The 20080-nt window shown below is 76.7% G+C and carries 18 protein-coding genes; 7 read left to right on the forward strand and 11 right to left on the reverse strand.

The genetic code is table 11. The annotated features are described in order from the left end of the window. Positions 1-9: 9 nt before the first annotated feature. From QSK00_RS08175 to QSK00_RS08210, 8 genes are all read right to left on the reverse strand, one after another. Positions 10-699, reverse strand: coding sequence for an FHA domain-containing protein (locus QSK00_RS08175; protein ID WP_285589397.1), 690 nt, complete (start codon positions 697-699; stop codon positions 10-12). Beyond that, positions 696-2003 (reverse strand): vWA domain-containing protein, encoded by a 1308-nt coding sequence (locus tag QSK00_RS08180; protein ID WP_285589399.1) that lies wholly within the window; start codon positions 2001-2003, stop codon positions 696-698. The genes QSK00_RS08175 and QSK00_RS08180 overlap by 4 nt, the downstream gene beginning before the upstream one ends. Then, on the reverse strand, positions 2000-3265 hold the full coding sequence (locus QSK00_RS08185) for a PP2C family protein-serine/threonine phosphatase (protein ID WP_285589401.1): 1266 nt from the start codon (positions 3263-3265) through the stop codon (positions 2000-2002). The genes QSK00_RS08180 and QSK00_RS08185 overlap by 4 nt, the downstream gene beginning before the upstream one ends. Further along, entirely contained in the window at positions 3262-5556 is a 2295-nt protein-coding gene (locus QSK00_RS08190; RefSeq protein WP_285589403.1) for a serine/threonine-protein kinase, read from the reverse strand. The genes QSK00_RS08185 and QSK00_RS08190 overlap by 4 nt, the downstream gene beginning before the upstream one ends. Further along, a complete protein-coding gene (locus tag QSK00_RS08195; protein ID WP_285589405.1) occupies positions 5553-6785 on the reverse strand; it encodes a hypothetical protein in 1233 nt (410 codons plus the stop codon). Before QSK00_RS08195 ends, QSK00_RS08190 begins: the two co-directional genes overlap by 4 nt. Then, a complete protein-coding gene (locus QSK00_RS08200; protein ID WP_285589407.1) occupies positions 6782-7756 on the reverse strand; it encodes a glutamate ABC transporter substrate-binding protein in 975 nt (324 codons plus the stop codon). The genes QSK00_RS08195 and QSK00_RS08200 overlap by 4 nt, the downstream gene beginning before the upstream one ends. Next, positions 7753-9099 carry a GlnX family signal transduction membrane protein gene (locus QSK00_RS08205; RefSeq protein WP_285589409.1) on the reverse strand — a complete coding sequence of 449 codons (1347 nt, stop codon included), beginning with the start codon at positions 9097-9099 and terminating at the stop codon, positions 7753-7755. Before QSK00_RS08205 ends, QSK00_RS08200 begins: the two co-directional genes overlap by 4 nt. A gap of 89 nt (positions 9100-9188) precedes the next feature. After that, entirely contained in the window at positions 9189-9803 is a 615-nt protein-coding gene (locus QSK00_RS08210; RefSeq protein WP_285589411.1) for a C40 family peptidase, read from the reverse strand. Between the two features lie 204 nt (positions 9804-10007). Between QSK00_RS08210 and QSK00_RS08215 the strand changes: the two genes are divergently transcribed. After that, positions 10008-11000, forward strand: coding sequence for an undecaprenyl-diphosphate phosphatase (locus tag QSK00_RS08215; protein ID WP_285589414.1), 993 nt, complete (start codon positions 10008-10010; stop codon positions 10998-11000). A gap of 21 nt (positions 11001-11021) precedes the next feature. Here QSK00_RS08215 and QSK00_RS08220 read toward each other — a convergent pair whose 3' ends face one another. Continuing rightward, a complete protein-coding gene (locus QSK00_RS08220) occupies positions 11022-11546 on the reverse strand; it encodes a type II toxin-antitoxin system PemK/MazF family toxin (protein ID WP_285589416.1) in 525 nt (174 codons plus the stop codon). A 44-nt stretch (positions 11547-11590) separates the two neighbouring features. Between QSK00_RS08220 and QSK00_RS08225 the strand changes: the two genes are divergently transcribed. Then, complete coding sequence (locus tag QSK00_RS08225) at positions 11591-13231, forward strand: Na+/H+ antiporter (RefSeq protein WP_285589418.1); 1641 nt, start codon at positions 11591-11593, stop codon at positions 13229-13231. Positions 13232-13263: 32 nt separating this feature from the next. On the opposite strand, the gene dhaL is transcribed toward QSK00_RS08225, so the two are convergent. Next, positions 13264-14910 carry a dihydroxyacetone kinase subunit DhaL gene (gene dhaL / locus QSK00_RS08230; protein ID WP_285589419.1) on the reverse strand — a complete coding sequence of 549 codons (1647 nt, stop codon included), beginning with the start codon at positions 14908-14910 and terminating at the stop codon, positions 13264-13266. 124 nt (positions 14911-15034) lie between these two features. Here dhaL and QSK00_RS08235 point away from each other — a divergent pair, with 124 nt between their 5' ends. Together QSK00_RS08235 and QSK00_RS08240 are read left to right on the forward strand one after the other, a co-directional pair. Further along, positions 15035-15694 (forward strand): thermonuclease family protein, encoded by a 660-nt coding sequence (locus tag QSK00_RS08235; RefSeq protein ID WP_285589422.1) that lies wholly within the window; start codon positions 15035-15037, stop codon positions 15692-15694. A 124-nt stretch (positions 15695-15818) separates the two neighbouring features. Further along, positions 15819-16097, forward strand: coding sequence for an MSMEG_0570 family nitrogen starvation response protein (locus tag QSK00_RS08240; protein WP_285589424.1), 279 nt, complete (start codon positions 15819-15821; stop codon positions 16095-16097). Positions 16098-16109: 12 nt separating this feature from the next. On the opposite strand, the gene QSK00_RS08245 is transcribed toward QSK00_RS08240, so the two are convergent. Continuing rightward, positions 16110-17612, reverse strand: a complete 1503-nt coding sequence (locus QSK00_RS08245; RefSeq protein ID WP_285589426.1) for a serine/threonine-protein kinase — start codon at positions 17610-17612, stop codon at positions 16110-16112. A gap of 255 nt (positions 17613-17867) precedes the next feature. Between QSK00_RS08245 and QSK00_RS08250 the strand changes: the two genes are divergently transcribed. From QSK00_RS08250 to QSK00_RS08260, 3 genes are all read left to right on the forward strand, one after another. Continuing rightward, positions 17868-18365 (forward strand): MerR family transcriptional regulator, encoded by a 498-nt coding sequence (locus QSK00_RS08250; RefSeq protein ID WP_285589428.1) that lies wholly within the window; start codon positions 17868-17870, stop codon positions 18363-18365. After that, complete coding sequence (locus QSK00_RS08255; RefSeq protein ID WP_285589430.1) at positions 18362-18562, forward strand: hypothetical protein; 201 nt, start codon at positions 18362-18364, stop codon at positions 18560-18562. Before QSK00_RS08250 ends, QSK00_RS08255 begins: the two co-directional genes overlap by 4 nt. Positions 18563-18713: 151 nt before the next feature. Continuing rightward, positions 18714-19988, forward strand: coding sequence for an FAD-dependent oxidoreductase (locus QSK00_RS08260; RefSeq protein ID WP_285589431.1), 1275 nt, complete (start codon positions 18714-18716; stop codon positions 19986-19988). Positions 19989-20080: the final 92 nt, after the last annotated feature.

Here is a 20080-nt window from a genome sequence, read left to right on the forward strand (position 1 = left end):
GCGTGGTGATCAGCCCCGTGTAATCAGCAGCGTGGTGAAGGCGCCCACGTGCACCCGGTCGCCCTCGTGCAGCGGGACCACGGTGTCGAGGGCGATCGGGTCGTCGCCGTAGTTGATCGTGGTGCCGTTCGTCGAACCGGGGTCGAGCACCGACCAGCCGCCGTCATCGGGTCGCGGCAGCAGCACGGCGTGCAGGTGCGACACCCCCGGGTCCAGGGGCGGCCCGGCCAGGTCGATCTGGGGCGGCGGAGCCGAACCGTTGACCCGGCGCCGCCCGATCCGCACCTCCGCGCCGGCGAGCGCGAGCTCGGTGCGCGGGTAGTAGTGCGGGAAGGTCACCGCGGCGATGTCCGGGCCCTCCCGGGCCAGGACGGTCTCGTAGTAGCGACGGTCCGCGTCGACGGTCACGGTCCAGGGCCCCGTTCCCGACGTCGGCCCGGGCCCGGTCCCGACGGCGGGTGCGGCCGGCGGGGAGGCGACGCCGCCCTGCACCACGAAGTCGTGCCCGTCCTCCTCGCAGAACCGACCGGCGCGGGGCGTGCCGCACACCGGGCACACCTGCGTCGGGCCCTCCACGACCTCGTCGGGCTCCGCACCGGAGAGCGCACCGGGGACGGGATCGCCGCCGATCGGCACCCCGCACTCGTCGCAGAAGTCCGTGGTCTCCGAGACGTGGCCCTGGCGGCAGGTCACGCTCATCCGCTCTCCCGCACCCGCGCGGTCCGCGTGGACCGGACGTCGAGGGTCATCTCGTCGGCCGCCGTGACCTCCCGGCGCAGCCGCACCCGACCGGTGGCCGGGTCGTCGACCTCCACGACCTTCTCGAGCAGCGCCGAGGTCTCGGCGTTGCCGGAGGCGGTCGCGAGCGCGACCGCCCGTCCGAGCCGGGCGGTCGCGGTGGGCACGTCGCCGGCCCGGCGGGCGTCGAGTCCCTCCTGGATGGCCTCGGCGAGCTCGGCCTGGCCCGTGTAGTGGGCGACCCGCGGGTTCAGCCTTGTCGACAGCGCCGGGTCGCCGGTCCACGTCACCGGCACCCGGGTCTCGGCGAGGACCTCCACCGCCGACCCGGTCCCGGCCCCGGGGGCGGCGACACCCACCCGCGCGGCCAGGATCTCCTCCCCGACGGCGAGCGGCTCCAGCGCGATCCGGACGTGGTACTCGCGGGTCTCGTCGCCCCACGAGCCGAGCGGGTAGAGCCCGACGAGGGGCTTGGCCGGGTCCGGGGTGCGGCGGTCGGTGAGATCCTCGACGGCGGGGGAGACCTGCTTCACCGAGCGCACCGTGGCGCCCCGGGGCGCCCACACCCGCAGGGCGACGTCGCCGACACCCTTGCCCATCGCGCGCTCGACGATGCCCTCGAAGTCGGCCGCGAGGCCCTCGGGCTCGGCGACGATGTCGGCGGTGCCGAGCAGCCGGCCCGCGATGCCCCGCACCTCCTCCACCACCCAGTCGGTGCCGATCCCGCGCGCGTCGCAGGTGAAGACGCCCTCGCACGTCGACAGCGCCGCGGCGAGGTCCTCCGGTGTCTCGTGCTCGTCGCGGCCGTCGGTCAGCATGATCGCGTGCCGCAGCCGCCGGGGGTGGGGCGTCAGCAGCCGCTGCGCGAGGGTGAGCCACGTGCCGATCGCGGTGCCGCCAGACGGTGCGAGCGTCTCGACCGCCGCGTGGGCCTGCCGCCGCGTGGTCCGGTCGAGGACCACCAGGCGTTCCGCCGTCGGGAACACCATCCGGGCGTCGTGCCGCCCGGCGACCACGGCGACGAGCACCCCGTCCGGCAGGGCGTCCAGTGCGGCGCGGGTGGCGCGCCGCGCGGCCGCGATCTTGGTCGACGGGTCGCCCATCGAGCCCGAGCAGTCGATCATGACCACGACGGCCGACTCGGTGGTGGCACCCGCCGCCGCCGTGTCGTCGGCCGTGACCGCCACGATGGCGTCGACCTCCCGCCCGCCCTCGGGCAGGTGCGCCTCGTGAAACGCCTCGAGGGTGAACCGGGGACCGCTCACGACGACCCGCCGACGGGAGCCACGACGTCGACGACCACGAGCGTCGTGTTGTCCGTACCCCCGTCGTCGAGCGCGGCGTCCAGCATCGCGGTCGCCGTGTCGGCCGGGGCGTCGGCGACGAGCCGGGCGAGGTCGGCGGGGGAGGGGACGTGGTTCCACAGCCCGTCGCTGCAGATCAGGACGATCCCCGAGCGGTCGGCCGCGTGGGCGATCACGTGCGCGGGCCCGGGCGGCGCGTCGGCCGCGACCCAGCGGGTGATCGCGTGGGCGCGCGGGTCGGCGTACGCGGCGGCGGCGTCGAGCAGGCCGATCGCGACCGCCTCGGCCGCCCACGAGTCGTCCGTGGTGAGCACGACCGACTCCTCCGGGGCGTCGGGCACCAGCCAGTACGCCCGGCTGTCGCCGATCCAGCTGATCACGAGGATCTCGTCGACCACGAGCGCGGAGACATAGGTGCACGCGGGCGCGTCCCGTCCCGCGGCCAGGGCGGTGACGGCGTCCATGGCGGCGTCCGCGCACACGTGGGCGAGCTCGGTGAGGTCGACCCCGCCGGTGGCCGCGAGGTCCGGATCATCGACGTCGGGATGCGCGAGCGCGTCGCGGGCGGCCTCGAGGACGGCATCGCACGCGGCCAGCGACGCCCGCTCGCTGCCCGGGACCGACGCGACGCCGTCGCACACCACCCCGACCACGAGCTCCCCGGCCTCGTGCGCCAGGGGGAGCCGGGCCAGACCGTAGGCGTCCTCGTTGGCCGCGCGGACGCGACCGAGGTCGGTGACGGCGGCCGCGCCCGGCACCGCGTGCTCGGCGTGGTCCCGCGCCTCGGGCGGGACCGTGCCGTCGCCCGCGTCCGGGGCATCGGCCGGGCGGCCGCACTCGTCGCAGAAACGGTCGTCGGCGATGGTGCCCTCCCCGCACGCCGCGCAGGGCGTCTCGCTGTGGTCCGTCGTGGGTGGTGGCCCCGCCGGCTCGGGCTGTGCGGCCGCCCCGACCGACACCCGCGCCGTGACCGGACGGGCGCGCGTCCCGGGCCGCAGGCCGGCCGGCGGCCCGACCGTCTCCGGGAGTGGCGCCCCGCACCCCTCGCAGAAGCGGTCCCCGGGGTCCCCGACCTCCCCGCACGTCGCGCACACCGCACCGACCTCGCCGACCTCGCCGACCTCGCCGACCTGCGCGTCCGGCGTCGACGGGCCGGCTCCGCTGCGCTGCGCGTCCGGCGTCGACGGGCCGGCTCCGCTGCGCTGCGCGTCCGGCGCGCTCACCGCGCGGTCCACGGCCGGGCGTCGTTCGCGGCGTCGACCAGGGCGAACCGCTCCGTCGTCGTGCGGGCGAAGCGGGCCCGGAGCCGGTATCGCTCCTCGAGGGCGAACCCGAGCGCGTCGTCGTCGAGTGCGCAGCCGAAGAGGGTGCCGCCCGGGCGGCCGTCGTCCAGGCGCCGGGCGGCCTCCAGGACCTCGGTCTGCAGCGTCGCCGCACGCAGCGCATCCAGCTCGACCGCCTCGGTCCGCGCACCCGCCTCCATGACCGCCGAGCGTGTCAGATGCGACGCGCCGAGGAGCACCCGGACGGCCGCCACGCGCGCGTCGGCGGCGTGCACCGACGTCGGCGGCACCTCGTCGAGCACCGCGACGGCCCCCGCACGGTCGCCGCCGTCCGCCCGGAGCCGGGCCAGCGCGAAGGCCGCCCCCGTCCAGGTGGGGTCGGTGCGCCAGATCCGCTCGAACCGCTCCGCGGTGATCTCGTCGACGACCTCCCCCGAGACCGAGGCCCGGTGTTCGCCCAGCACGGCGAGTGCGAACACCGGCGCGAGTTCGCCGGGCAGCGCGTCGGCCACGGCGTCGGCGAGCTGGGCGGCGAGCCCGGTCTCGCCGGTCGCGGCGGCGTGCCGGGCACGCAGCCACGTCCACGTCCACTCGCCGGGCACGGCGTGCTGGTCGAGCGCGTGGCCGGCCGCGTCGACCTCGCCGGCGTCGAGGTGGGCCGCCACCGCGGACAGGCGCGCCTGATCGGTGTCGAGGGCGCCGTCGGCGGACACCGCGGCGAGGACCGCCCGCGGACCCTGGGCGGCCGCGGCGACGAGCTCGGGGGTCGAGGGGTCGTCGGGATCGGGTAGCGGCGGCGGGAGCGCGGCGGCCAGCTCGGACGGTGCGGCCGGCCCGTCGATCCCGACCGCGGCGGGCGGCGCGGCCAGCATCGTCGAGAGCCGCGGGGGCGGGGTGGTGTGGGCGGAGGTGAGCTGGCGGAGCACCCCGACGGTCTGGTCGGCCAGCTCGTCGACGCTCGCGAAGCGCTCCGCCGGGTCGAGGGCGGTCGCCCGCTCCAGCAGCCGCCGCAGCGGTTCGTGCTCGAGGGCCGGGGCGTCCTCGGGCAGGGGCAGCACGTCGCGCATTGCGCCGTGGAAGTCGAAGGTCGCCACCAGCACCGCGATCGTGCGGCCCACCGTGTAGACGTCGGAGGCGACCGAGGGGCCCACCCCGTCCGGGGCGATCTCCGGGGCCTGGTAGCCGACGGTGCCCCACACGTCCCCGCCCGGGTCGTCGATCCGACGCACGGCGCCGAGGTCGATCAGCGTCACCTCGGTGCCGGTCTGCACCACGTTGTCGGGCTTGAAGTCGCAGTAGAGCAGGCCGCGCTCGTGCATGTGGGAGAGCGCCGGCAGCACCTCGAGCACGTAGGCCAGGGCGTGCTCGGGGTCCATCGGCTCGCGCGGGTCGCGCATCGCCCGCAGCGACCGCCCGCCGATGTACTCCATGACGATGTAGGTCGCGTCCCCGTCGGCCCGGCTGTCGGACACGACGTTGTAGATGCGGACGATGCGCGGGTGCACGAGCTGCGCGAGGAAGCCCTGCTCGGCGTCGGCGGCCGCGAGCGCCGCCGCGTCGCCCGTGTTGAGCAGGCCCTTGAGCACCACCCAGCGGTCGCGGACCCGCCGGTCGCGGGCCAGGTAGATCCACCCGAGCCCGCCGTGCGCGAGGCAGCCGAGCACCTCGTACTGGCCGGCGACCAGGTCGCCCGCGGCGAGACCGGGGGTGAACGAGAAGCGGGTGCCGCACTGCGGGCAGAACCCCTCGGTGCGCCCGGGGCGGTCCTCGCGCCCCCGTCCGACCGGCGCGTCGCACGCCCCGCAGTACCGGCTCCGCTCGGGCACCACGGGGTCGGCCAGCACGGCGTCGGCGGGGTCGGCCGCGGGCTCCGGGTCGATGGCGACCAGGCCCGCCCCGATCCGGCGTCGGCTCGAGCCCGACCGGGTACGCCCGGAACCCCCGCCCGACACGGTCGGCCCGGAGCCGGTGCGCCTCGAGGACCCCGAGCCCGGAGCGGTCGCCCCCGAGCCCCCGGACGCCGCCGTGGCGGGGCCGGAGTCGGGCGCCGGGCCGCCGCCCGGCGTCGCACCGCCCGGCGTCGCACCGCCCGCCGTCGCACCGCCCGCCCTGGCACCGGCCGACGTCGGGACCGGCACCGCCGCCCGGCCGCAGGTGTCGCAGAACCCGTCGTCCTCGAGGGTGCCGTCGCACCCCGGGCGGGCGCAGGGGGTCGGGGGAGCGGTGGTCACGACGCCGCCCCGTCCTCGAGGGCCCGCTGGTAGGCGCGGACCGCGACCGTCGACGCGGCGAGGTCGCACGGCGCGGTCCACAGCAGGTCGCGGGCCCTGGTGTGCAGCGCGTCGAGGGCGAGGTCCTCGCTGCGACCACGCGCCGCCGCCTTCGCGCGCAGGGCCCCGAGGCGCCCCCGCAGCTCGGCGCGCCGGTCGAGCAGCCCGGCGAGCACGGCGTGGTCGGACGTCGCGGCCGCCCGCGCCGCGCGAACACCCGCGGACACGGCGGTGAACCCGGTCGACGCGGCTGCCCACGCGCCCCGCCGGGCGTCGTCGTGCGCCTCCCGCAGCGCCGTGCGCAGGGCGGGCGCGCGCCGGTCGGGCACGGGGAGACCGGGCGGCCCGACGACGAGCCGGGCCGTCTCGGCGGCCACCGCCGCGGCGGCCGCCTCCGCGCCCGCCAGCTCGTCGACCGCCGCGGTGAGAGCGGCGACCCGGTCGTCGAGCCCAGCCCGCAGGGCCCGCGCCTCGGCGAGCGCGTCCCCGACGGCGGCCACCCCCGCCTCGATCTCCGCGACCGCCGCGGGATCGACCGCGGACGTGTCCCCCGACCGCGCCAGCGGGTCGGTGAGGGCCGCCGTGCGCAGCGCTGCCAGCCGGTCGGCCCAGCGGCGGAGGTCGGCCGCGACCCCGTCCATGGCGGGCTCGGCCCACAGGTCCTCGAGCGCGCGCTCGACCGGCCCGAGCGCGGCGGCCACGTCGTCCCACACGGCGGCGACCGCCGCGACCACCTCCGTCGCGGCGTCGAACCCCGCCGTCATCCGGGCGAGCAGGGCGTCGGCGCTGGTCCGGGTGACCCGGGACGTCGGCCCCAGCAGGCCGCGGCGCTGCAGCGGCACCGCCTCCTCGGCCACGACCACCGTCTCGCCGTGCAGCGCTGCGTCGGCGGCCGTCAGCTCCTCGGTCGAGGGCCGGGAGCGGGTGCCCCGGGCCTCGCGGGCGGTGGCCACGGCGCGCCGGTAGAGCGCGAGGTCCCGGTGCAGCTCGGCGACGGTCGCGAGCGTCTCCTCCCGACGGCGGGCCGAGATCCCGGTGAACCCGCCCGGGGCGAGCAGGCCGTGCCCGGGGTGTGCCTCCAGTTCGACCAGCGAGGCGGACGCCCGCACCACGGCGTCCTCGGCGGCGGCGAGGTCGGCGTCCAGCCGGTCGCGATCCGGCGCGCTGGTCCCGGGGCTCACGGCGGTCATCCGGCGTACGCGGCGACGGCGGGGACGGCGGCGGGGCTCCCGACGGTGGACGTGGCGATCCGGGCGAGCGTGCCGTCGGCGCGCAGCCGGTCGAGGGAGCCGTTCACGAAGCGGAGCAGGTCGGTGGCCCCGGGGGCGACCGCGATGCCGTAGGGCTCGGCGTCGAGCGCGGCGCCGCGCACCTCGAGTCGGGGGTCCTCCAGGGCAAACCCGGTCAGGATCGCGTCGTCGGTGGTCGCGGCGTCGACCTGGCCCTGCTGGAGCAGGACGAGGCAGTCGCTGTTCTCCGGCACCCCGACGACCACCGGCGGGCGGCCGTCCGCCCCGCGGCTGTTCTGCAGGGTGGCGATCGAGGTGGTGCCCAGCGGCGCGCACACCGGGCGGCCCCCGAGGTCGGCGATGCCGGTCACCGGCGAGGTGCGGGGGACGACGAGGCGCTGGGCCGCCTCGTAGTAGGGCGCGGACAGGCCGACCTGGCGCTTGCGGTCGCACGTGATGGTCATGGCCTGGACGACGAGGTCGACCGAGCCGTCCAGGAGGTTCGGGATGCGCTGGGCGGAGCTCTCGATGCGGAACCGCACCCGCTGCGGGTCGCCGAGGATCGCGCGCGCCATCTCGCGGGCGACGTCGACGTCGAGCCCGGTCAGCTCCCCGGTGCGCGGGTCGCGGTAGCTCAGCGGCACGGTCGACTGGTCCACGCCGACGATGAGCGCGCCCCGCGCCACGATCGCCGCCATCGTCGATCCCGGCGGCATCGCCCCGGGCGCGGGCGGCGGGGTGGGCGTGAGGCTGACCCGGGGGTCGCCGCAGCTCGTGTCGCGCCCCGCGGCGGGGGGACCGGTGACCACCGTGGTGCCGGCGGGCACCGGGCGCACCGGTTCGACCGGCGCCGGTGCCGCGGCCGAGGAGCACCCGGCGAGCAGGGCGAGGAGCACCACGAGCAGGGTCGCCCGCCGTCCCGCGCGGCTCACCGGTACTCCTGCAGCCGAGGCCAGACGCCCGCCACGAGCCCGCCGGCCGCGACGAGGGTCAGCACGACCACCCCGAGCGGGAGCAGCACGGTCGCGGCCCGCGCGGTCGACGCGGACCGGGCGGTCGTGTCCGCCGTGCCCGCCACCCCGCGGTCGAGGGCGTCCAGGACCTCGGTGACCGCGCCCTGCCCGCCGTCGGCTCCGGCCGAGAGGGCGAGGGCGACGGCCTGGTCGTACTGCCCCGACACGTCGAGGGTGCGGACCAGCTCGTGCACGACGATGCCCCGGCGCCCCGCGTCCTGCGCGGTCGTGGCGTCGTCGGCCACCGCGCCGTCGCCCGCGGCGGTCCGGGCGCGGTCGAGCAGGCCCTGCCAGCCGTAGAGGACGATGCTGCGGCGCACGTAGTCCTGCTCGTAGGAGCCGCCGGTGGAGCGCGCGACGAGGGTGAGGATCTCGTCGCTGCGCGACTGCAGCACCGCGAACCGGGCGGCGACGAGCTCCCGGTTCGGCGCGGTCCCGTCGTCGCGGGCGGTGGCGGTGGAGAGGGCCGAGAGGCCGAGCGCGAGCACGCCCCAGACGACCAGCAGGGCCAGCGCGCCGCCCGCCAGGACCACGCCGGGGGTGCGCCGCCGGCGGGTGGTGTGCGCGATCCGCCGGTGCAGGCGGCGGAGCGCGACGAGGGCGGCGATCCCGGCGACGAGCGCGAGGACCGCCCACACCCCGCCCTCGACGCCGTCCTGGGCGTCAGCGAGGGCGGCACTCTGGAGGTCGTAGATCTGCTGGGCGGCGGGCAGCAGGTCGGTCCGCAGGAACGACGAGGCCTCCCGCAGGTACGCCGAGCCGTACGTGAGGCCCTGCCGGTCGACGGCCCGCGCGGTCTCGACCAGCCCGGTGTAGGCGGGGATGCCCTGGGCCAGGGTGGTCACCGCCGTCGCGTCGGCCCCCGTGCCGGTCGACGCCGAGCCGAGGACGGCGAGCGCACGCCCCGCCGCGGCCAGGTCGGTCTGGTAGCGCAGCCGCAGCGCCGCCGGCTCGTCCGCGCCCAGCAGGAAGCCCTGCCCGGCGCTGGTGTCGGCGTCGGACAGCGCGCGGTAGAGCTCCTGCGCCGAGGCGGTCAGCGGGCCGCTGCGGGTGACGACGTCGTCGGCCGCGGCCCCGGTGCGCAGTGCGGCGACGAGCGCCAGCACCCCGGTGAGGACCACCAGCAGCAGGGCGACCAGGGTGGCCCGCGCCAGCTGGCCCACCCGTGTGGTGCGGCCGAGTTCCGCGAGGTCCGCCGCCCGCGCCCGCCAGGAGGGGGACGACCCGGCGTCGGGAACGGGCCTCTCCGCCGTCACGCTCACCGGTGTCCACCCCCTCCCGTCGTGGTGTCGATCACCCTAACCGAGGGGACCGACGACGTGGCCGACGAGACGGGGCACCGGGAGTCGGCTCAGTACGGCGCGTACGCCCAGCCCAGCGGCCGCTGGAAGTAGTCCACCGGCACGATCCCGACCTGGTGGTGGGCGCTGGAGGACACCACGCGGCCGTCGCCGAGGGAGAGCGCGACGTGGCCGTCGGAGGAGGTGTCGTAGAAGACCATCGCGCCCCGCGGGGCGTGCCGCCAGTCGCTGTGCTGGTCCTGGGACTCCCAGTCCTGGATCGCGCTGGCGTAGTGCCCCTGGGTGCCGAACGCGTTCTCCACGGCGCGCTCGCACCAGTTCTCGTAGTTCGTCGACCCGATCTTCGACTCGAACCGCGCGATCGCGGCGTCCACCTTGCGCGCCTGCTGCTGCAGGCCCGCCGCCTTGGTCAGCTCGGGAACGGTCGCCGCCAGGGAGGTCGGGTCCGCCTGGACCGGCACCACCGAGGCGTTCCCGACGGCGGGCGTGCTCCCGGCGGTCAGGTGCAGGTCGGCGGCGACGGTGGCGACCGAGTGGTCGGCCCGGGACGGCGCGTGCGTCCCGACGGCCCCGAGGGCCGCGGCCCCGACGGCTCCGGCGGCGATACCGAGGACGGCGGTCAGCGGATGGACGCCGACGGGAGCGGCGCCGAGGGCAGCGGTCATGGTGCGGGGTCACCTCATCTCCGGCGGTCCGGTCGTGGGAGCGGGGGGAGCGTGACCGGGCCGTGATCCGACCGGGGCACATTAGCAACCGATTCGTGATCCGCACGTCGGGCGTGACGACTTTCCGTGCCACCGGCCGGGATTTTGCCGATTCTTGGTCGATACGCTTTCGGAGGACGACGTCGACCGAGAGGACCGTCATTCGTGTCGGCACATCTGAGCTGGCTGGAAGCCGCCGTGATCGGGGCGCTGCAGGGCGTCGCCGAATTGTTCCCGGTGTCCAGTCTGGGGCATTCGATCCTGCTCCCCGCGGTCATCGGCGGTTCGTGGGCGCGCGATCTGGACGTGACCGCGAAGGATTCGCCCTATCTCGCCTTCGTGGTCGGACTCCACGTCGCCACCGCGCTCGCGATGATCGTCTACTTCTGGCGCGACTGGGTCCGGATCCTCACCGGGCTGGTGACGAGCGTGCGCGACCGCCGGGTGGTCACCGACGACCAGCGCCTCGCCTGGATGCTCGTCCTCGCGACCATCCCGGTCGGGCTGGCGGGCCTCGTGCTCGACCAGCTCTTCCGCACCCTGCTCGCGAAGCCGGTGCCCACCGCCGCGTTCCTCGTGGCCAACGGGGTGCTCCTCATCGCCGTCGAGCACCTGGCCCGACGGCGGGTCGCACCGGTGGCCGCGGTCGACGCACCCCTCGACGCACCCCTCGACGCGCCGACGGTGCGGCTCGACGCGCCCACGCAGGTGCTGCGCGGCGGCTCCGTCGGGGTCGCGGCGCCGGCCACCGCCGAGGAGGAGGCGGACGCCCGGCTGGCGCGGTTGCCGCTGCTCACCGCCGTGCTGATCGGTGCGGCCCAGATCCTCGCACTGCTCCCGGGGATCAGCCGCTCCGGGGCAACGATCGGGTCCGGCCTGCTCGCGAAGCTGTCCCACGAGGACGCGGCGCGGTTCGCCTTCCTGCTCGCCACGCCGGTCATCCTCGCGGCCGGGGTGCTCAAGCTCCCCGAGCTGTTCGGGCCGGAGGGCGACGGCATCCGCGGGCAGGTCCTCCTGGGCTCGGTGCTCTCCGGGGTCGGGGCGTACCTCTCGGTGCGGTTCCTGACCCGGTACTTCGAGCACCGGTCGATGCGCCCGTTCGGGGTGTACTGCATCGTCGCCGGCGCCGCCTGCCTGGCGTGGTTCAGCCTGTCCTGAGCGCCGTTCCGACGGTCCGGCTCAGTGCCAGCCGTAGGCCGAGCGCAGCTCGTCGGCCACCCGGTCGAAGCGGTCCTGCGGCATGACGGCGCCCTCCCGCCGGATGCCGTGCTCGGGCACCTCGAGGACGCGGTCGAGCCGCACGTAGGAGTCCCGGCCCTCGCGGTCCCAGGGGCCCGACCCGATCGACAGCCAGTTCGTGTCGTCGGCCCGGTGGCCCTGGGAGGACAGCATCAGGCCGAGGAGCTCGCCCGCCTCGGAGGCGCGGGCGACGACGAGGACGGGGCGGTCCTTGCCCTGCGAGGCGTCCTCCTCGAACGGCACCCAGGTCCACACGATCTCGCCGGGGTCGGCGGCGCCGTCGAGGTCCGGCGCGTAGCTGATCTGGCGGGCGCGCTCCGTGGAGGGCACCGACCGCACGCCGCCGGGGGCGGGTGGCGGCGGGCCGGCCGGGGCGCGGCGCCCGGAGTCGTTGTCGTCGGTGGAGGTCAGGATGTCCAGCCCGACCTGCAGCGCCTTGCCCACGAAGTCCCCGAATCCGGCCACGGCCGCACAGCATGCCGCACCCGACGTCGGGAACACTCCCGCAGGTGACCGTGCTCCTCGTGGTCGTCGGCGCGATGCTCGCCGCCGTGCTCCTCGCGGGGGCGGGTGACCGCCTGCGCCTGCCCTGGCCGGTCCTGCTCCTGCTGCTCGGCGCCGCCGCGGCGTTCGTCCCGGGGATCGAGGCGCCCGACATCGACCCCGAGCTGATCCTGCCGCTGTTCCTGCCGCCCCTGCTCTACGCCACGGCCCAGCGCACCTCGTGGGCGCTGTTCCGGTCGCGGTGGCGGGCGATCGCCTTCCTCGCGGTCGGCCTCGTGGTGGCCACGGTGGCGGCCGTGGCCGGGACGCTGGTGGCCCTCACCGCGGTCCCGGTCGCCGCCGCGCTGGCCCTCGGGGCGGCGGTCGCCCCGCCGGACCCGGTGGCGGTGGAGGCGGTCGCGGGACCGCTGCGGGTGCCCCGCCGGTTGGTCGCGACGCTGCAGAGCGAGGGGCTGTTCAACGACGCCACCTCGCTCGTGGTGTTCACGACGGCGATCACGGCCGCCTCGGCCGGCGGCGGGCTCGGCGGCGTGTCGATCTTCCTGGAGTTCGTCTACGGCGCCGCCGGGGCCGTGGTGCTCGGTGTCGTCGCGGCCTGGCTCGTGCGCCGGCTGCTCGACCGGCTCACCGACCTCGTGGCGGGCAACGGGCTGACCCTGGTCCTGCCGTTCGCGGTCTACCTCGCGGCCGACGCGCTCGGGGCGTCCGGGGTGATCGCGGTGGTGGTGACCGCGCTGCAGATGCGCCAGCACTCCGACGCGGACGCCTCGGCGGCGCGCCTCGCGGCGGCGTCGTTCTGGAACGTCGTCGAGCTCCTGGTGACCGGGGTCGCCTTCGCGCTGATCGGGCTGGAGCTGCGCACCGTCGTCGAGCAGGCCGACCGCTCGTTGGGCGGGATCCTCGCGCACGCCGGGGTGGTCTGCGTGGTGGTCATCGGGGTCCGGGGGGTGTGGATGACGGCCGCGTGGCTGACCTACGGGGGGCGGCGCGCGGCCCGCAGCGAGGAGCGGGCGCCCGTGACCGCGGCGGAGACCGTGGTGCTCACGTGGGCCGGGATGCGGGGCCTCGCCACGCTGGCGCTGGCCCTGGCGATCCCGCTCACGCTCGACGACGGGTCCGCGTTCCCCGACCGCGCGGAACTGGTCATCATCGCCTGCTCGGTGCTCGTGGTGACCCTCGTCGGGCCCGGCCTCACCCTGCCCTGGCTGGTGCGCCGGCTCGGGCTCCGCGAGGAGGACGGCGTGGCGGAGGAGGCCGAGCGCCGGCTCGCGGACCGCGCCCGCCGCGCGGCGCTCGACGAGCTGACCGCCGTCGACCGCGAGGCCCTCGGGATCGACGACGAGCAGGGCGAGCAGGTCCTCGACGCCCTCCGCGGCCGGTTCGCCCGCATCGGCCGGTCCCTCGCCGGGGACGACGTGCCCCGTCCGGGGGAGGAGGACGACGACGTCGACCGGGACTACACCGAGCGCCTCGCCCGCATGCAGCGCCGCCGCGAGCAGTGGAACCGCCTGCAGTCCGTGGCGCTCGCCGCCGCCCGGCGCGAGGTCGTCGCGGCCCGCGCCGAGCCCGGCGTCGACCCGGAGGTCGCCGACCGGGTGCTGCGCCGGCTGGACGTGCGGACGCTCGGGGGTGGCTTCGCCTCGTGAGCGGTCGAGGTCGCCACGGCGACCTCGACCGCTCACCCGGCGAGCGCCGCGAGCCACACCGTGACCGCCTCCGCCCCCGCGTCCCGGTGCCCCTGCACCCGGTCGCCCAGGTAGGACGAGCGGCCGCGCCGCGGGGCCATCGTCTCGGTGGCCTCCGCGCCCTCGCGGGCCGCGTCGAGGGCGTCGGACACCGACCCGGACGAGGCGAGCGCCGACGCCGCGGGGAGCAGGGCGTCGAGCATCGTGCGGTCCCCGGCCCTCGCCCCGCCGAGGTCGGACACGCCCTCGGCGCCCGCCTGCAGCGTCGTGGCCCACGGCCCGCCGTCGGCGAGGTGCTCGGCGGCGTGCAGCAGACCCGTCGCGTAGAGCGGGCCCGAGGTGCCGCCGATCGCCCGCCGCAGCGTCGCCGCGAGACCCTGCAGCACGGCCACCGGGTCGTCCCAGCGGTAGGAGTCCAGCTCGTCGGTGATCGCGGCGGCCCCGCGCGAGAGCGACGTGCCGAGATCGCCGTCGCCCGTCGCGGTGTCGAGCTCGGTCAGGTGCGGCTCGGCCTCGCGGACGGCCGCGCACACGGCCTCGACGGCCTCGCGCAGTCCCTCCGGGGCCGCGACCCCGGACGACGTCGACGCGGCCGCCTCGCCGGGCGCGTCCGGCACCGTTGGCACCTCGCCCGACACCGCACCCGACCCCGAGGGCCAGGCGGCGGACCGTGCGGGGGCGTCGAGCCGGTCCAGGCGCTCGTCGTCGAGCCCGAGCACCGCGACGGAGAAGCCCGCCATGTCGATGGAGGACAGGAAGGTGCCGGCCCACGCCCGTTCGACGGTGATCCCGCTCGACGCCAGCCGCTCCAGGGCCCGGCGCAGCAGGATCGACAGCTCCATCGGCGGGGTGGCCCCCGTGCCGTTCACGAGGACCGCGACCCGGTCGCCGTCGGAGAACCCGCGGTCGGCGCAGACGGTGTCGACCACCTCGTCGACGAGGTCGTCGGCCGGTCGCAGCGACTCCCGGCGCACGCCCTGCTCGCCGTGGATGCCCAACCCGATCTCGATCTCGTCGGTGTCGAGCACGAAGCCGGGCTCACCGGCCGTCGGGACGGTGGCGGCGGAGAGCGCCACGCCCATCGTGCCCACCGCGGCGGCGGCCTCGCGCGCGGTGCGGGCGACCTCGTCGAGGGACGCCCCGGCGTCGGCCGCCGCGCCCGCCACCTTCGTCACCAGCACCGTGCCGGCGAGCCCGCGGCGCCCGGCGGTGACGTCGTCGTCGGCGTCGAGCGCGACGTCGTCGGCCACCGTGACCATCTCGCAGGCGATGCCCTCCGCGCGCGCGAGCTGGGCGGCGAGCCCGAAGTTCAGCCGGTCCCCGGTGTAGTTCATGACGACGAGCAGCACGCCCGGGTGGTCGCGGAAGGCCCGGATGCCGGACAGGACCGCGTCGGCGGAGGGTGAGGCGAACACCTCGCCGCACACCGCGCCCGCGAGGTGCCCCGGCCCGACGTACCCCGCGTGGGCGGGTTCGTGCCCGGAGCCGCCGCCGCTGAGCACCGCCACCCGGTCGGTCGGCAGGTCCGTCCGGACGAGCACACTGGTGCCCTCGACGAGTGCGGCGCCCGGCGTGGAGCGCACCACACCCTCGAGCGCCTGGCCCACCACGTTCCCGGCGTCGTTGATCAGCTTCTTCACGGGCGTGGAGTACCCGGGGAGATCACCCGTTCAGCCCGCGACCTCACCCCGATGCCGTCGAACCTCCGGGTGTAGCCGGTGCGGACAGCGGCTATGAGTACGTCCGCCGAACGACAGGAGGCCGATGGGGATCCAGCACGGGCCCGCCACGGGGGCCCACCGCGCGGTGCGGCCCGGCCCTCCGCGCTGGGCGGTCGCGCTCGCGGCGGTCGCCCTGGTCGCCCTGGGGGTCGTCGTCGGGCTGCTCGTGGCGCCCCGCTCGGGGGGGACGCCCGCGGTCGCGGCCCCCACGGTCGTGACCTCCCCGGTGTCCGCCGCCCCGGCCACCTCCCACCCGACGATGCTCGGCGAGGTGGTGCGCGTCGACTCCGGTGACGAGGTGGTGGTGCGCGTGGGCGGGACCGAGACCGTCGTCGCCGTCCTCGGCATCGCCGCGCCCCGGTCGGCCGGTCCGCAGCGGGCCACGGGGGAGTGCGGGGCCGCGGAGGCGCTGCGCTTCGCCGACCGGACGTTGTCCGGCCAGACCGTCACCCTCGTGCCCGATCCGACGATCCCCGAGGTCGACGACGCCGGACGGCGCCTCGCCTACGTCGTGCTCCCCTCACAGCTCAGCTACACCGACGCCGCGCTGCTCGCGGGCGTCGTCGCCGCCGACACCTCGCGACCGCTCTGGTACGCCCCCGTGTTCGCGCGGGAGCAGAGCGAGGCGGTCGCGGACGACCGCGGGCTGTGGGGCGCGCCGTGCCGCGCCACGCCGGGGGAGCCGTTCCCGCCGGAGCGCTGAGACGCCCCGCGGTGTGGCAGGAAAGCGTCGTTGCCGTCGTCCGGTGACAGCAACGACGCTTTCCTGCCACCGGGGAGAGCGGTCGGAGACGGCGGGTCGCGCGAGTTCGGGGAGGATGGTCGTCATGCCCGAGATGCACGTCCGGCTCCGGTGGCCCGACGGGTCCACCGACCGCGTCTACTCGCCCTCGCTCGTCCTCGCCGAACACCTCGAGGAGGGTGCCTCGTACCCGCTCGAGGACTTCGGCCGCCGGAGCCGCGAGGCGCTGACCGAGGCGAGCGAGCGGGTCCGCGCCAAGTACGGGTTCCCCTGCAGCCGGGCTGCCGCGTCCCTGGCCGGGATCGAGGACCGGCTGGCCCGGCAGACCGGCGGCGAGGTCGTAGTGGAGGCGATCGAGCGCTAGTCGCCCGCCGAGCTAGCGGCCGCCGCCGAGCGCGCCGCCGAGCAGCCCACCGACGCCCTGCAGGACCTCTCCGACCGCGCCGGGACGGCGGGTCGGCGTGGCGGCGGATCCGTCGGAGCCCCCGGCTCCGCCGGTCGCGTCCGCCGTGTCGTCGTCCGGCCCGGGTGACGTCGGCTCGGGCGCGGTCGGCTCCGCCGTGGTCCCGTGGGTCGGCGCGGTCCGCGTGGGCTGCGTGGGCTGCGGCGAGCGGGACGGTTCGGGGGAGGGGCTCGCCGCCCGCCGCACGGGCTCCGACGCCGGGGCCTCGGTGGTGGCGGTCGCCGGGGCCTCGTCGGTCTCCTGCCCCGCGGGCGACGAGGACGGGGCCGGGGCGGGCAGGACGAAGGCGGGCGCACCGGTGTCGGGCGCCCCGACGGTGGCGCCACCCGCGACGACCGACGGGCGGTCGTCGGCGGAGACCTCCGCGACCGGTCCCGACGAGGCGATGGCGACGGTGCCCGCGAGGACCGCGCTGGCGGCGAGGCCGGCGAGCACCAGCACCCCGCGGGTCCCCGTCGCCCGGGGCGTGCCGCGCCGCGCGTCGGGTGATCGCCGTGCGGCCGCGCCGCCGACCCCGGTGAGGACGCCGAGGCCGGTCGTGGCCGCGGGCCCGACGGCGTGGACGGTGCGCGCGTGGGAGGTCGTGAGCAGGGCCGCGGTCGGCGGCTCGGCCTCGACCAGCGCGCGCCGGAGCGTGCCCGAGGCCGTGGCGGCGTCGGGGCGCTCGGCGGGATCCGTGGCGGTCATGCCGGTGAGCAGGTCCGCGAGGTCCGGGGAGAGCCCGTCGGGGAGGACCGGCCCGCGGTCGAGCCGGGCCTGGGCGGCGGAGAGCGGGTCGCCCGGGAAGGCACGGCGCCCGGTCAACGCCTCGATCAGCACCAGGCCGAGGGCGTAGACGTCGGCGCCCGCGCCCGCCGGCTCACCCCGGACCTGCTCGGGGGCGAGGTAGGGCGCGGCCCCGACGGTGAGGCCCGTGTCGGTGATGCGGGGCGCGTCGGCGACGAGCGCGACCCCGAAGTCGGCGAGATGGGCGCGCCCGTCGCCGTCGTAGAGGACGTTGGCCGGGGTGACCCCGCGGTGGGTGACGCCCGCGCGGTGCAGGTGGTCGAGGGCTCCGCCGACGGTCGCGGCGGTACGCAGCGCGTCGGCCAGGCCCAGGCCCTCGTCGCCGGCGGCGAGCCGGGAGACGAGCGACCCGCCGTCGAGCAGCGCCATGACGACGAAGGCGCGGCCGTCGTGTTCCTCGACGTCGTAGACCGGGACGAGGCCCGGGTGGTCGAAGCGGGCGAGCAGGCTCAGCTCGCGCCCGGCCCGCGGGTCGGACTCGACCCGGAAGATCTTGACGGCCGCATCGCGGCCGAGCAGCGTGTCGTGTGCCCTGATCACCACCGAGCCGACGCCACGGCCGAGGACCGGACCGGCCTCGTAGCGTGCGGACAGGCGTGTCGGCAACGTCGGAACGCCCACCGTCGTCATGCCGGGTCAACCTCCACCGCTCGCGGGCCACGGCATCGTCCCGTGCGGTTACCCCACTCGGCCCATCCACACCCGGGATTCCCCCGAAGATGTGAGCCCCTCGATCGTGGGTGACCGGGCCGTCTGAATCGTTGACAGAAGTTGCAGTCCCGAGTAGAACTTTGCCACGGGTCGCCCGGCGTCGAGCCGCGCGCGGCCTGGAACCACCAGCAGTCCCGGACCATCCGGGGAACGACCGCAAGGACGCGACGAGCAGTGGGCGCCGAAGGCCTCGAGGACGAGGACGTACCGGCCCTGACCACCGGTCAGGCGGCGGACGTGCTCGGGGTGCAGCCGGCGTTCCTGCGCAGTCTGGACGCGGGTCGGATGTTGCGCCCGCAGCGATCGGCGGGCGGGCACCGGCGTTGGACACGCCGGCAACTGACCCTCGCCGCCAGAGTGCGCTCGCTCTTCGACGAGGGCCTGACCCTCACCGCGGCCTGGAAGGTCGTCACCCTGGAGGACCGGGTGGGCGAGGTCGAGCGCGAGCGCGACGTCGCCCTGGCCGAGCTCGACCGCACACGCCGGGAACTGGCCCGTGTGCGCCGGGGATCGGCCGAGGCAGTGAAGGCCCGCACCGAGAGCACCACTCGGTCCGGGTCGTCCGTGCACGTCAACCGCGTGCCCGGACTCCCGCGCGTCACGGGGACCTCCCCCGGTGCCGCGTGCACGTCGACCACCCCTGCGACCACGACGGATCTCACCTCGCCATGAAGCTCATCGACCCCCTCCGCACCCACCGCCCGGTCGAACTCCGCCGCCCGATGCCGCCGTCGCTGGCCCGCATCCCGCTGGTGGATCTCTGCACCTGCAAGCACCCCCGCGAGTCCCACGAGCACTACCACGCCTCCCAGGACTGCGCGCAGTGCGACTGCCGCTCCTTCGACCGCTGGGAGCCCGCGGGCATCTGAGTCCGCGTCCGAGGAGGGCCCTCGTCCCGCCGTCACCGACGGCGGGCCGGGGGCCTTCCGCGTTCCCAGGAAGGTCCCCGGGTCCGCGGGGCCCGAGACCCGTGTCGCTTCCGGAGGGCGTCCCCCGACCCGCCCGCCTACTCTCGGTGGCGTGACCACCGTCGACGAACCGGCGCCCACCGGCCCGGCGCCGCTCCCGGTGGCCACCACCTCACCGCACGCGCTCGTCGTCGGGGCGGGCATCGCGGGGCTGGCGGCGGCCAGGTCGCTGCACCGGGCGGGCTGGCAGGTCACGGTGTGCGAGCGCGCCCCTGCGCGGAGGACCGGCGGCTACTTCGTGCGGCTCGCCCCGGAGGGCGTGGAGGCCGCCGAGCGCCTCGGGGTCGACGAGAGCCTGCGCAGCCGGCTGCCCGCCGACGGGATCATCACCGGCGTCGACGGACGCGGTCGCACCATCTCCCGGGTCGACGCCGCGATCGTCGAGGACGGGGTGAGCCTCGCGCTGGTCCGCGGCGACCTCGAGGCCGCGCTGTGGGCCGGGTTGCCCGACGAGGTCGAGGTCCGGTTCTCATCGGCCCCGAGCGCGGTCGCCGACGACGGCACCGTGACCCTCGACGGGAACACCCGCCGCTGGGACCTCGTGGTCGCCGCGGACGGGGTCCGCTCCACGGTGCGCGAGATGGTCTTCGGACCCGAGGCCGCGTTCCGGCACGACTTCGACCACGTCGTCGTCTCCGCCGTACTCCCGCGACTGCCGGGCACCCTCGTCGAGGGCGACTACGTCGTGCTCGTGGAACCGGGCCGCACCGCGCACCTCATGGCGATGGCCGGACACGATCCGGTGGTCTTCTTCACCTACCGCGCCGACCTGCCCCAGGCGGTCGGCACCGAGCCGGCCGCGCACCCCACGGAGGCGCTGCGGGCGGTCTACGGGGACTTCGACGGCCTGATGCCCGAGATCCTCGATCTCGTCGTCGAGGCCGGCACCACCCACGCCGACACGGTCGGCCAGATCCACCTCCGCCGATGGAGCAGCGGCCGCGTGGTGCTGCTCGGCGACTCGGCCTGGTGCCCGACGCTGTACTCCGGTCACGGCTCCGCGCTCGCCCTCGCCGGCGGCGAGGCCCTGGGCCGCCACCTGCGGGTTCCCGACGACGGGGCGGCGCCGGACGTGCCCGCCGCCCTGGCGGCGTGGGAGGCCGAGCGCCGACCCGGCACCCGCTCCGCGCGCACCGCGGCCCGTCGGGCGCGGCACTTCTTCCTGCCCGGGAACCGCCTGATCACCGCCCTGCGGGGGCTGGCGATGAGGGTCGCGTCGTGGCCGGTCGTGTCGCGGGTGTTCGGCAGTGGCGCCCGTGCGCGCGGGACGGACGTTCACCGGACGGCCACCGCGTCGTCGGGACCGGTCCCTCGACGGCGTCCGTAGACTGTCGCTCGATCGGTGCTCCAGGGTCCGCTCTAGGATCGGATCTCCGATCGCTGCAGGGCACAGGCGTTTTCACCGCCGACGAGGCCGGG

The sequence above is a fragment of the Actinomycetospora sp. NBRC 106378 genome, assembly GCF_030269685.1.
Lineage (GTDB): Bacteria > Actinomycetota > Actinomycetes > Mycobacteriales > Pseudonocardiaceae > Actinomycetospora.